This is a genomic window from bacterium, assembly GCA_018814885.1.
Lineage (GTDB): Bacteria > Krumholzibacteriota > Krumholzibacteriia > LZORAL124-64-63 > LZORAL124-64-63 > JAHIYU01.
Genome location: JAHIYU010000026.1, coordinates 1 through 13,216, shown reverse-complemented (window position 1 = coordinate 13,216; position 13,216 = coordinate 1). Strand labels below are relative to the sequence as shown.

General features: G+C 66.7%; 7 protein-coding genes. All 7 read left to right on the top strand.

Annotation, left to right across the window (positions count from 1 at the left end; translation table 11 throughout):
- The first annotated feature begins 44 nt into the window (after window positions 1–44).
- A complete protein-coding gene (locus KJ554_01440) occupies window positions 45–2,582 on the top strand; it encodes a hypothetical protein (GenBank protein ID MBU0740996.1) in 2,538 nt (845 codons plus the stop codon).
- A gap of 90 nt (window positions 2,583–2,672) precedes the next feature.
- Complete coding sequence (locus KJ554_01435) at window positions 2,673–4,970, top strand: hypothetical protein (GenBank protein MBU0740995.1); 2,298 nt, start codon at window positions 2,673–2,675, stop codon at window positions 4,968–4,970.
- 162 nt (window positions 4,971–5,132) lie between these two features.
- The gene (gene ppdK / locus KJ554_01430; GenBank protein MBU0740994.1) at window positions 5,133–7,817 is read left to right on the top strand and encodes a pyruvate, phosphate dikinase; all 2,685 of its coding nucleotides are present in this window, start codon (window positions 5,133–5,135) and stop codon (window positions 7,815–7,817) included.
- A 1-nt stretch (window position 7,818) separates the two neighbouring features.
- A complete protein-coding gene (locus tag KJ554_01425; GenBank protein ID MBU0740993.1) occupies window positions 7,819–10,056 on the top strand; it encodes a hypothetical protein in 2,238 nt (745 codons plus the stop codon).
- A gap of 77 nt (window positions 10,057–10,133) precedes the next feature.
- Complete coding sequence (locus KJ554_01420; protein MBU0740992.1) at window positions 10,134–11,846, top strand: lamin tail domain-containing protein; 1,713 nt, start codon at window positions 10,134–10,136, stop codon at window positions 11,844–11,846.
- Window positions 11,843–12,622 (top strand): hypothetical protein, encoded by a 780-nt coding sequence (locus KJ554_01415; protein ID MBU0740991.1) that lies wholly within the window; start codon window positions 11,843–11,845, stop codon window positions 12,620–12,622. Before KJ554_01420 ends, KJ554_01415 begins: the two co-directional genes overlap by 4 nt.
- A partial coding sequence (locus tag KJ554_01410; protein ID MBU0740990.1) for a hypothetical protein occupies window positions 12,619–13,216 on the top strand: 598 nt, incomplete at its 3' end. The genes KJ554_01415 and KJ554_01410, both read left to right, overlap by 4 nt.

The following is a 13,216-nucleotide window of genomic DNA, read 5'->3' as shown; positions in this document are numbered from 1 at the left end:
CTCGCTCGGCACGGCCGGTCAATCAGTTTGGCGGGAGGTAGGACTTGGCACGCGTATTGAGAATAGTCGTGGCGGCTCTGTCGCTCGGCGTGGCTTATGCCGCCTTCCAGATGGCGGGCTGTTCCCCATCCAACGAACTCGGCGGCATCGAGCTCATCAACGCCGTGCCCGATACCTACATCTCCGGTACGCCGCCGTACCTCCGCGAGACGGACTTCTTCGTGGAATTCTTCTGGTCCGGGAACGACCCCGACGGGCGCATAAACGGTTATCAGTGGAAGATCACGACGAACGGCGCCGACGGCATCAGCGTGAGCGATACCCTGACGGTCGACCCGGCCACGGGCGACACCCTTCATCCGTGGCATTTCACCACCGCGACAGACACCGTCTTCTTCGTCAGCGCGGACTCCGCCAGTTTCATCGACGACTACGAGCTGCCGGAGCACCTGCGGAGATTCTACCAGCCGCATACGATCTTCGTGCGCGCGGTGGACGACAAGGGCGCCGTGGATCCCTCGCCCGCCATGGTCACCTTCACCGCCACGACGTTCGCACCGACGGTCTACCTGACGGCGCCACCGTCGCTGCGCGGCGTCTACCCGGAATCCCAGCCCGTGCCGCCGACATTCCTGGTCAAATGGACGGGCTCCGATCCCGATTTCGAGCTCGGCACGCCGACGAAGATCCGCTACATGGTCAAGAGCGCCCTCTACATCAACACCTTCGGTAGTGAGGTGTACCTGTCGACGAGGAACGAGTATCAAGCCGTCGGCGACACCATCATCACATTCTCAGATCCGGGCTGGAGCGACTGGATACCCTACTTGACGGATCCGGACGCGCGGGCCCAGAGCTTCAGCGCGGACAAGTTGGACGCCCAGGGCAGGCTGAAGCATTACTTCTTCGCGATCCAGGCCCAGGATACAGCTGGAGCCGTCTCGCTGGATCGCAGCTACGGCAACGGGGTGAAGAACTTCTACGTGAACGACGTAGCCTCGCCGATCATCTCCGTTCGCGAAAGATATCTGGGGTCCGCGAGGGGCACGGGTCTGTACGGACGCACCGTGGTGGACATCGCCCAGAACCAGCCCTTGCTCTTCGTATGGACCGGTTCGGCCGAGAGTTACGGCGGCATCGTAGACGGTTTTCGTCACGGTTGGGATGTCGAGGACCTGACCGACGACGAAGATGACGGCTGGGTGACGCAGTTCGGCATGACCGATTCCCACACCCGGTCCGATCTGAAGGTCTTCGATTCCGGTTCCCACGTCCTGACCATCGAGTGCAAGGACAACGCCGGCCTGATGACCAGGTATACCTTCGTGCTGAACGTGGTGCCCGTACCCGACGCCGCGGACCAGTTGCCCTTGCTGCTGATCGACGACGTCCAGGACATCGTGAGCCAGGCCTGGCCCGACCCGAACGGCATACCCTACGACAACGATATCTACCGGGATGGCTTCTGGGAGGAAGTCCTCACGGTCGGCAGCAGCGTCTCGGGCTTCAACGCGTCGCGCGACGTACTCGACAACCAGATCGAGCTGGGCGCCTGGGGCTACCGGGACGTCGTACCGTACAAGAACATAATCTGGACATCGCGTTTCAACCGCCTGTCCTACATCGCCCAGAACTTCCAGGGCCGCTACGTCGAGCAGGGTGAGGGTGAAGACCCCATCCCGGTCGAAGCCTATGTCTGGCTAGACACCTACCAGGCCTACGTCGGCAACATCTTCCTCAACGGCACGGGCGTCATCCGCAACTTCCACATCACGGATTATCAGCTGGTGCTGTGGCTCGCGCCGATCATCTACACCTCCGACGAATCCTACATCAACTGCGCCGACGGCGTCAGGGCCAGGAGTTTCGGGACCCGGGAGGAAGAGGACGGCAGCTTGACCGTACTGGGCTTGCTGCAATATCCCTACCGCGGCATGGGCCTGTCCGTGAGTTCGTTGATGCAGCCCGCCTCGTTCTACGACACGCCGTCACGATGCGGGTCGGGTACGCGCGATCTGAAGCTGCGCTGCATCGGTACGAAGGGCATCATCCTCGATCCGGACTTCAAGAGCCTGCATATCGGCGGCAACGCCTTCGACGACACGATCTACGTCTGGGACGTCATCGACCACGTCGATCACCAGGGCGTCATACCCGATATCACCGTTCCCTACGAGTTCGGCCAGTACGACGAATACTACGACGTGAACATCACCGCCAGGCCGACAAGCTGGTATCCCCAGGTGTTGGACGACGGGACACGCGTGATCGAGCCCATGTGGCACGTCTACACCCGTTACGACTACATCCTGGACCAGCATCTGCTCCATGGCGACGACGACTATCCCGATTTCGACGCGGCAGTCGCCTGCGGCGGTCTCTCCGTTTCGGAGGCTACGGGACGGACGAACAACGACGGCATGCCCATCGGCGTGTTCTCCTACATGGCCACGCAGACCAAGCCCAGCGGCCTCCCCGACGTTCTCTGGGGCTTCGACCCGTCGATGTTCGACCATGAGAAGATGAAAGAGGCCGTGCTATGGGTTCTGGGCGAACACTTCGGCCTGACGGTGACGCCGTAAGCGCTCCCTGAACACCCGCGACAGGAGCCCGTAGGCACAGGGGACGGACATCGCTCGAATGTCCGCAACAGCCAAGAGAGGGATATGCAAATGAAGAGACCCGCTGTCACGGTCATGTTGCTCCTGGCCGGGATGTGTTCGCTGGCCTCGGACTGCTGGGCTCAGACTCCGTCGGCCATATGCGCCCTGGACTCCCTGCGCCTCATGTCTCCCGCTTCGATAGGCGTCGAGTACGTATCCACGGGTCGCAGGGGCGTCATCGTCAGCTGGCCCGAGGTCGAAGACATGGTGTCCACGTGCATCGCCGTCGCCGACACCGGAGGCATCGCTGTCCCCATCACGCTCGACGGCATCTACGCTGACAATGTCGACCGGGAACTGAACATGCTGTGTCTCTTCGGCGGCGAGGTGGGCACCTCCGGCGTCAGCAACGTCATCATCGACTGGTCAAACAGGAATCAGGCCCAGACGGGTCGCATAATCGGCAAACTCAACATCAGCAACAACGGTGGCGTGCTCGGTCATGACGGTACCGCGTGGGACAAGTACAACAACGGGCTGTTGCCCTACCTGCCCAGGACCGACATCATGTACCTGACGGAATCCCCGGTCGCGGGAGGCGGTATCCTCGCCCATCTGCGCGGCAGGTTGTCCAGGGGGCTGTGGTTCCTCTCCGGCACCGGCGGCGAGTGGACACGGCTGGCCCCCGCCGTCTTCGCCGACGGCGCGATCGACCAGGTCGGGATCACGGCCATCGCCTTTTCGCCCGACAACGCCGACGTGTTCGCCGTGGGCACCATGAAGGGCGGGCTCTACATCACGCGCGACGGCGGTCTCACCTTCACCCGGTATCAATCCGAGTTCTCGGCCACGGGCTCATGGGCGTTGCGCCGCGTGTCGGCCCTGTCCTGGAAAGCCCCGGACCGGCTGCTCGTGGCCATCAACAATCTCGGCCTCTACCGGTCCACGGACGGAGGTACGACCTTCGATTTCATCGCCACCTTCCTGGTCTCGGCGAACTTCCCGACGGGCGGCGACAACGTGCCCCCCCGCGTCAACGCCATCCTGGACCGCGGCGAGGACGGACTGCTGGTGTGCGTCAACAGGTTCGGCCTCTACGAATCAATGGACGCCGGCTCATCGTGGCAGTGGATCTGGAACTCGCTGCTCAACCCCAATTCCCAGCCCAAGGACGTGGTCTCGATCCTGACGTCGCCCGACGACAGCGACGACATCACGGTCGGCACCAGGACCTCCGGCCTGTGGTGGACCCCCAACCGGGGGGACGCCTGGATACGGCTCGCCGGTGACTTCGCCTGGCCTGAACAGGAGGGCTACCCTCTAATCAGCAGCCTCGTCGTCGACGAGGACGCGGGCCGATACCTGGCAACCGTGGACGGCCTCGGCATCCTGTCCTGCGCCGTCGGTGACACGGCATGGAGCATCTCCGGCATTTCCGATACGGGGATCCTGAGTTACAGCAATATCCTGGTCTCGAACCTCGCGGGCGTGGACTACCTGCTGGGCACCTACGGCGGCGGCATCTACACGCCCGGCACCCAGATCAGGATGAGCAATACCATCAACGGGTCGCAAACGGAAGCGCAGTACCAAAACCTCGATCTGGGCGTGTACATCTCCTTCGGCGCCGGGACCTTCGCGGCAGCGACAACATTCACCCTGGTGCTCCAGGACTTCCAGGGCTACGCGGTCTGGCGCGGCGATGTGACCGAGCCGGACGTCATGCAGTTGATTGGTCTCTACGACAAGAGCAACCCCGAAACCTGCATCCAGGGTCATTGCGGTGACGAGAGCTACAACGTGATCCCCAATTGCTACGCTGACAAGCGGGCCGCCTGCTTCGACTTCGGCAACCCGGGCGTCGTGTCCTTCTTCGACGGCGACGTGTATGAGGGTTTTACCTACTACTATGCCGTCACGACCTTCGATTACGGCAACATCGCGTCCGCCTCGCCCAATTCCCTGACGGCCGAGCAGCTTTTCTCGGCGCGGTTCTCCCGCGACGATCTCACCATTTTCGGGGGAGACGGCAACAGGGTCGTGCTGTACGTCCACCAGGATGCCGTCGATCCCCAGGCGGGACCGGAGATCTACGCCTACCCGAATCCCCTGCGTCTGGGCAGCGGTTTCACCGGTGCGGAGGGCGAGGACGTGAGATTCAAGAACCTGCCCCCGGACAGCCGGGTACAGGTCTTCACCCTGGACGGAGATCTGGTGGCCGACCTGGGGTCCGACAAGCAGGAGGGCGACATCATCGTCTGGACCACCCGTAACGGCAGCGAACTCCTGGCCTCCGGCGTCTACATCTACAAGGTCGTGATGCTCGAGCGGGAGGACTTCTACGGGAAGGTCGTGATCATCCGGTAGCCCGGACCGTTCTCGAGCGCTCCGGGCCGGATGCCGGTGCTATTGCATTCGACGCGGGGATCGACCATATTTGGCCCGGTGCACTCACCGGGCCAATTCAATGGTCATGGCAGGAATCTGAAATATCGGAACGACTTGGCCTGAAACTGGAGGAAAAAAGTGATGGCCGAACAGCAAGTGTTCTTTTTCGGCAACAACGAGGCCGAAGGCGGCGGTGATCAGAAAGCCCTGCTTGGCGGCAAGGGCGCGAATCTGGCGGAGATGGACAGGATCGGGATCCCCGTGCCGCCCGGTTTCACGATCACGACCGAGTGCTGCATCGCCTACCTGCGCACCCCCACCATCTTGGATAAACTCCGTGCGGAGGTCGAAAAGAACATCGCTAAGGTGGAGAAGGTCATGCACCGGCGCTTCGCCGATCCCGCCGATCCCTTGCTGTTCTCGTGCCGCTCTGGCGCCAAGATCTCCATGCCCGGCATGATGGATACCGTGTTGAACATCGGACTCAACGACCAGACCGTGAAGGGCCTGATCGCCAAGTCCGGCAACGAACGCTTCGGCTACGACAGCTATCGGCGCCTGGTCCAGATGTACGGCGACGTCGTCATGGGCGTCGAGGGCGAGAAGTTCGAAGATGCGCTCGACACGCTGAAGGAGAAGCGGGGCGTCGCGCTCGATACCGAGCTGACGGTCGCCGACCTGCGGGGTCTCATCGCGACATTCAAGAAGATCGTCAAGGAAGACACCGGCCGCGAGTTCCCCACCGATCCCATGGAGCAGCTCTGGGGCAGCATCGAAGCCGTCTTCCGCAGCTGGAACGTCCCGCGCGCGATCAGCTACCGCAATCTCAACCGTCTGCCGCACGACATGGGCACCGCCGTCAACGTGCAGACCATGGTCTTCGGCAACATGGGCGATAACTCGGCCACGGGCGTGGCTTTCACGCGCAACCCGTCGAGCGGGGAGAACTTCTTCTACGGCGAATTCCTGGTCAACGCCCAGGGCGAGGACGTGGTGGCCGGTACGCGCACGCCCCAGGCCCTGAACAACGAGGGGCGCGACAAGCTTCCCGCGGGCAACCCCATCCGCGAACTGCCCACCCTGGAGGGGGTCATGCCCGAGGCCTACGCCACCCTGTGCGGAATCCGCGATAAGCTGGAGAAGCACTACCACGACATGGAAGACATCGAGTTCACCATCCAGGACGGCCGCCTGTGGATGCTGCAGACCCGCCACGGCAAGCGCACGGGCAGCGCCGCCGTGCGCATCGCCGCCGAGATGGAGAGCGAGGGCCTGATGAGCGTGGACGAGGCCCTGCTGGCCGTCGGGCCCGAGCATCTCGACCAGCTGCTCCACGACCAGATCGATCCCAAGGCCGAGATCAAGGAACTGGGCAAGGGCCTGCCCGCCTCGCCAGGTGCCGCGCAGGGCGAGATCGTCTTCTCGGCCGTCGCCGCCGTCGCCGCCGTCGCTGCGGGGCGCAAGGTGGTGCTGGTACGTCGCGAGACCAGCCCCGAGGACATCGAGGGCATGCACAGCGCCGAGGGCATCCTCACCGCGCGCGGCGGCATGACCAGCCACGCGGCCGTGGTGGCCCGCGGCATGGGCAAGCCCTGCGTGGCGGGCTGCGGCGAGCTGAAGGTGAGCTACCAGGAAGGCACCATGCAGATCGGCGGCAAGACCTTCAAGGCCGGCGATCTGATCACCATCGACGGTACCCAGGGCATCGTCATCGACGGCAAGGTTCCCCTGGTGGCGCCCAGCCTCGAGGATCCCCACCTGAAGAAGGTCATGGAATGGGCGGACGCCCGGCGCCGGCTGGGCGTACGCACCAACGCCGATACGCCCCACGATTCGGAACAGGCCCGTACCTTCGGCGCCGCCGGCATCGGCCTCTGCCGCACCGAGCACATGTTCTTCGGCGAGGACCGCATCAAGAAGATGCGCGAGATGATCCTGGCCGATGACGAGGCGGGCCGCCGCAAGGCTCTCACCAAGATACTGCCCCTGCAGCAGGCCGACTTCGAGGGCATCTTCACCGCCATGGACGGTTTTCCCGTGACCGTGCGGCTTCTCGACCCGCCGCTGCACGAGTTCCTGCCGTCGGCCGAGCAGGCGGCCGAGATCAAGGAGCTCGCCGATGAACTGGGCGTCTCGGTCCAGGTCCTCAAGGAGCGCATCGAGTCCCTGCACGAGATGAACCCCATGCTCGGGCACCGCGGCTGCCGTCTCGGCCTGACCTATCCCGAGGTCTACGAGACGCAGGTCGAGGCCATCATCCGCGCTGCGCTCGCGGTCAAGTCGCGGGGCGTTGACGTCCAACCCGAGATCATGATTCCCCTGATCGGCACCGTGCCCGAGCTGGCCGTCCTGCGCGAGCTGTCGATCGCCGTCGCCAAGCGTGTGATGGAGGAAGTGGGCGCGGAAGTCGACTACCTGGTCGGCACCATGATCGAGATCCCGCGCGCCGCCCTGCTCGCGGACAAGATCGCCGAAGTCGCCGATTTCTTCAGCTTCGGCACGAACGATCTCACGCAGATGACGTTCGGCTACAGCCGCGACGACGCGGGCGTCTTCCTGCCGGAGTACGTGAGCAAGGGCATTCTGCCGTCCGACCCCTTCCAGCAGCTCGACCAGGAGGGCGTGGGCCAGCTCGTGGCCATGGCGGTCGAGAAGGGACGCAAGGCCAACAGCCATCTCCACCTGGGCATCTGCGGCGAGCACGGCGGCGACCCGAGTTCGGTCGACTTCTGCCACCGGGTGGGTCTGGACTACGTGAGCTGTTCGCCGTTCCGCGTACCCATCGCGCGCCTGGCGGCGGCCCACGCGGCCATCAGGAACGAGTAGCGTGGAACTGGCCTGGACCATCCCCCTCTACCTGGGGCCGGTGCTGGTCGTCCTTGCCGTGGCGGCGGGTCTCTGGATCCGCCGCCACTATCTTCTGACCGTCCCGCGCGCGTCGGTCTCCCGCCGGCATATCCTGACGGGTCTGCGTCTCGCCGCGGTGACGCTCCTGATCTGGTCCCTGGCCGGCCCCTCCATCCTGAAGATGGGACGGCAGGACATGGCCCCGTCCGCCGTCGTGGTCGTCGAGGACTCGGCCAGCATGGCCCTGCGGGACGCTCCGGGCGGAGCGAGTCGCTGGGAATGGGCGGCGTACGCCGCGGGGATCCTGGATTCGCTGCTCGCCGCTCTGGCCCCCGACGCCGACGTCATCCATCTGCGCGGCAACGGACTGACCCGGGCGGTCCCCTGGCGACGCGGCGAAGACGGCATGGAACCGATCGGGCGCGGCACCGACCTGGGCGGGCTCGTCAACGGATTGGCGAAGGAATGGGCGGACCGCTCGCTGCGGGCCGTCATCGTCCTGACGGACGGACACGAGACCGCCGCGGCTCCGGACCGCGGCGGACTGGCGCCGGCCGGAGGCGTCGCAGCCGTCCTCGTCGGGATGGGGGACACCGCGGGACCGCCCGATCTCCGTCTGCGGGACCTGCGCTACCCGGATACCGCGTTCCAGGGAGACGAGATCATCGTCGAAGCCACGGTGGGCCTGCGCATGATGCCCGACGCCGGCGCACGGACGATCTCCGTCTGCCTCGTCCAGGACGGGGACACCCTGGCGTCGGCGACGGCGGCTCCCGCGCCCGGCGACGAGAGCGTGCACCTGGAGTTGTCGTTCGAAGCCCGGGACCGCGGTCTCAACCTCTACGACCTGATCGTGGCTCCGGACGACAACGAGCGTTACCTGGCCAACAACCGGTCGTCGCTGGCCATTGCCGTGCGGCAGGAGCGATCGCGGCTGCTGCTGCTCACCGGACAGCCCGGCTGGAACGCCCGCGCGCTCGCGAACGCCGCCATCTCCGAGCAGCGTCTGACCCTGGATGTGGCCTACCCGGGACCCGACGGCTTCATGCTCGCCGACAGCACCGCAGGCTGGCGCCCGCCCGAATCCGCGGCGGGTTGGCGCGTCTGGGACGGTGTCGTCCTGGTCGGTACGGCGGGACTGGAAGAGAGGGTGGTCTGGCGCTCCCTCGCCGAGGCGGTGCGCGGGGGGCTCGGTCTTCTCGTCTTGCCGCCGCACGGCGCGAATGGCCCGCCCCGGGATCTGTCCGGGATCTTGCCGGTGACGGGCGTTGCGCTGGAGGTCACAGGCCAGTGGCTGCCGGTCGTCGCCGCGGGGGTCGGCAATCATCCCCTGCTCTCGTATCTGGAGTCGCCGCGCGGGGAGAGCCCCTTCGCCGCCTTGCCGCCGTTGAGCGTTCTGGTGCGCGCGCAGGCTGCCCCGGAGGCCGTCGAGCTGCTGTCGGCGCGGCCGGTGCGCGGCGGATCGACGACCTTGCCCCTGCTGCTGACCTCCGACGCCACCGTGGGCACGGTCACCTGGTTCTCGTCGCCCGACCTGTGGTCGCTGTACTTCTGGCAACCGTCCCCGAACCAGGACGAGGCGCGCGAGCACCCTGCCGCGCGGCTGGCGCGAAACCTGCTCGTCTGGACGGCAATGGGCCGCAGCCTGTCCGGTGTCACCATCGCCGGCCACCGCAACCTGTACCGCGAGGGAGAGGCGATCACGCTGGAAACGCAGGGTCGGGACATGCGGGGGGAGGGCAGCGGCCAGGCGGTCTCGCTGAAGCTGTCCCGTCTGGATGGAGCTCCAGGCGGAGACGTCAGGACCTTCCGTATGGATGACGTACCGGGACGGCCGGGGCGTTCTCGCATCACGCTGCCTCCCTTGCCCCCCGCCCGCTACGAGGTGCGACCCGTGCATGCCGGTACGGACTCGGCCGCCGGCCCGGCGCAACCTTTTCTGGTGGTGCCTTCCTCGCTCGAGGAGATGCAGACCTGGCAGGATCAGCGGCACCTGCGCACCCTGGCCCGGAGCTGGGGCGGCTTCGTGGTCTCCGCCGACGACGGCGATGGCGTGACCGCGGGGCTGGCGGCGGCCCTGGCCGGGATCGACTGGTCCCCGGTGCGCATCGAACGCAACGAGGAACTGAGCCTCTGGGCCGGTTGGCCACTCCTGCTGCTGGTCGTTCTCCTGTTGGGACTGGAATGGGTCATCCGCCGCGCCGAGGGCATGCTCTGACCGGTTCCAGATGATTCGCGCGCAACCTCCCGGATCGGAATTCTCGCGTGTCTTCGATTCGACGCCGACGAGGCGCGTTGCGACGGTCGGTCGCGGCGGCAGTCCTGATCGCGCTGCCGGCAGTCGCGCTGTCCACGGTCCGGCTCAACGAAGTTATGTACGATCCGGCCGGAGCAGACGGCGGCCGGGAGTTCGTGGAGCTGCACAACGGCGGTGCGGAACCGGTCTGTCTGGACGACCTGCGGCTGCAGTTCGCCAACGGCGCCGTGGGCGACGTCTGGCAGGGGCGCTGGACGGGCAGCCCGGGGGACACCCTGGCGCCCGGAGGCTTTTTCCTGGTGGTCGATCAGGGCTGGGAAGGTGCGGCCCCGGACACCGTGGCCTCGCTGGGGCTGCAGAACGGTCCCGATGCGGTCCGTCTCAGCCTGGACGGTACCGTGCTCGACCTGCTGGGCTACGGGGCGCTCGCTTCGGCTGCGCTCTACGAGGGCTTGCCGCATCCCGGCGCGGCCGGCGGCGGGTCCCTGGCCAGACGGCCGGACGGTCACGACACCGACCGCAACGACCTCGACTGGAGCGTCCTGGCGGAGCCCACGCCCGGGGCGCCGAACTATCCGGCCTTCGGGCTCGAGATCACCACCTTCTGTGCCGAACCGGCGAGCATGACCGGGCCGGGCGGCGTGGTCGACCTCGCCCTCGACTTCGTGGCCAGCGGACTCTCCGCCCTGCCGGCCGGCGAGGTGTTCCTGGTCGATGGCGCCGGCGCCGAGCTGGCCTCGGCCCGGTGCGAACGCCTGCCGCCCGAAGCCGCGGGGAGGGTGTTTTTCGTCTGGCGTCCCACGCTCGAGGGGAAGACCGAGCTCTTCCTGGACTGGCCCCTTGCAGAACCCGACGGGGGCCGCCTGGTGGTGGCGGCAGGCCGCTACATGTCCGGCTTGCCGCCGCTGGTGCTGACGGAGGTGATGGCGGCGCCGCCGAGCGATGGCTGCGAGTGGATCGAGGTCCTGGCCGCCGGTGTCGCACCTGTCGAGCTCGGGAACTTCTTTTTGCGCGACACCGACGGCGAGCCTCGCTCCCTGCCGCCGCGTCTGTTGACGCCCGGCGAGCGGGTCGTGCTCGTGCAGTCGTCGGATGCCTTCGCAGCCTGGTGGGAGAATTCCCAGGGCAACGGTGTCGACTGGCCGTGCCCTCCGGTCTCTCCCCAGCACTTCGCGCTGGAACTCCCCGGCGCCTGGCCCACCCTGAACAACACGCCGCCCGCGGATCGCGATTACGCCGATCGGGTTCACCTGATGGACGCCGAGGGGACGGTCCTCGATCATGTGACCTTCGGTTGGGCCGGCGCGGAGGTACCAGCGGGCCGCAGCCTCGAGAGAAGCGGTCTGGTGCCAGCAGGACACGATCTGACGCTGTGGCGTGTGTGCACTGCGACGGTGGGTGCTACCCCCGGCTGCAAGAATGCCCTGGAAGCGTCCGTACCCATCGACCAACCGCTCATCGTGGCGGGCAATGCAGGGGATGACAGTATCCTGTTCATCTTCCAGCTGTACGCCAGGGAAAGCGCCTGGCGCCTTGAAATATATGATCTTACAGGACATCGTATTCGTGATCTGGGCGGGGATGCCCTCGGGGCGGGACCGCGACGGGTCACCTGGGACGGGCTCGATGAACAGGGACGGGGGCTGTCGCCCGAAGCCAACATCGCCCTGCTCACGATCACCGGCGGCGACGGGGCGCGGCTCCGTCGCCACAAGGCGTTGGTTTTCGCCGGGGTCGGGTACGGGCCATGAACTCATCGGTGCGCGCCGCCGCCCTACTGGCGATCCCCGCTTGCCTGTGTGCCGCCGCGGCGGCCGGGGGCCACGAGATGGAGGACGGCTGGCTCTTCCCGGTGGAGTGGACGATCTCCAGCACGGAAGGCGCGGCCCCGCGGGTGGATGGTTCCTGGGCGGCCTGCGGAACGGGGCGTCTCTTCGAGATGCCGGAGCTCACGCAGCACTACCTGGGCTTGAAGGCGACCCGGGACGACGGTTTCGTCGTGGCGGGATGGCAGATCCTCGGCGCGGATATGTGGCGCGAGCGACTCGTGCGTCTGGAGGCGGGTTGGGGCCGCAGCCTCGGCGCCAGCCTGGCCTGGACCCTCCGCGGGACGGATGGATGGGGCGGGGCGTCGACATCGCGCCAGGAACTGGCATCCGCGTTGAGGGCGTCGCTCGGCGACGATTTCCACCTCACGATCCGCTCCGCTCCCATCTCCTTGACCCGGGACGCCGCGGCGAGCCGACAGTCGCGTTGGTTGAACCTGCGCGGCCGGGCGGGGGCGGTTGCCTGGGCAGTGGCGGTGGACAGGCGTCGCGACGACGCTCCCACGCTGCGCGTCGCAATGCTGGCCAGATGCGTCCCGGGGCTGGCCCTGGGATTCCTCGCAGAGCCTGACACCGGAACGCTGGGGATGACCACGGCCTGGGTGCGCGGCGGTCTCGTGCTGCGGACCTCGCATCTGGCCCATCCAGCCCTGGGCATCACGCACCGCTGGATGCTGGTGCTGAGAAGGACATCCGGTTGAGGGAGCACGCGTGCGGTCCACTCCTGGCGGCCGGGGCGGCCGTGCTGCTGCTGGGAACGGTCGCCGACGCACGGACATCCCGGCAGGAAGCCGTCGTCGACAGCTTGGCCGCGGTGATGGAGGAACTGGCCTGGTCGTCGCAGCAGGATGTCCCGATACTCGAGACGGACTTCGCCACCGGTTCGTGGGTTCCCGACACCTGGCGCCTGGATGCCGGAACGACCCCGTCCACGCGGTGGCTCAGCGTCGGCGCCGAGGAGTCCTTCTGGCGCCTGCGCGCGGTGCGGCGGTACGCGGCAGACGGGAACAGGGAGGCCTGGTACGCGTCGGTCTCGGGGAAACCCGGCGATGCGGGTGCGGGGAGCCTGTCCGTGCAAGCGGCCTGCGGTCTGCTGATCGGCGCGGCCGGCCGCACGGGCCCGCCGTCGGCGTCCGGATCGCTGGCAGCTGGACGGGAGGGCTGGCGCATGTACGCCGGACGGCCGGAGAGCAGGTCGTTCACGGGTGCGGCCGGCAACCTGCGCGCCGGTGGGTGGGGACTGCTGCTGGCCGCCGGCGGTCGAGACCGCGCCGGTACGCGGGGCGGCGGCGGCG

What these genes read in the sequence shown, in the direction of transcription:
- KJ554_01435 (MBU0740995.1), top strand. Translation starts at nt 2,673, where the DNA reads ATGAAGAGACCCGCTGTCACGGTCATGTTGCTCCTGGCCGGGATGTGT.
- ppdK (MBU0740994.1), top strand. Translation starts at nt 5,133, where the DNA reads ATGGCCGAACAGCAAGTGTTCTTTTTCGGCAACAACGAGGCCGAAGGC.
- KJ554_01415 (MBU0740991.1), top strand. Translation starts at nt 11,843, where the DNA reads ATGAACTCATCGGTGCGCGCCGCCGCCCTACTGGCGATCCCCGCTTGC.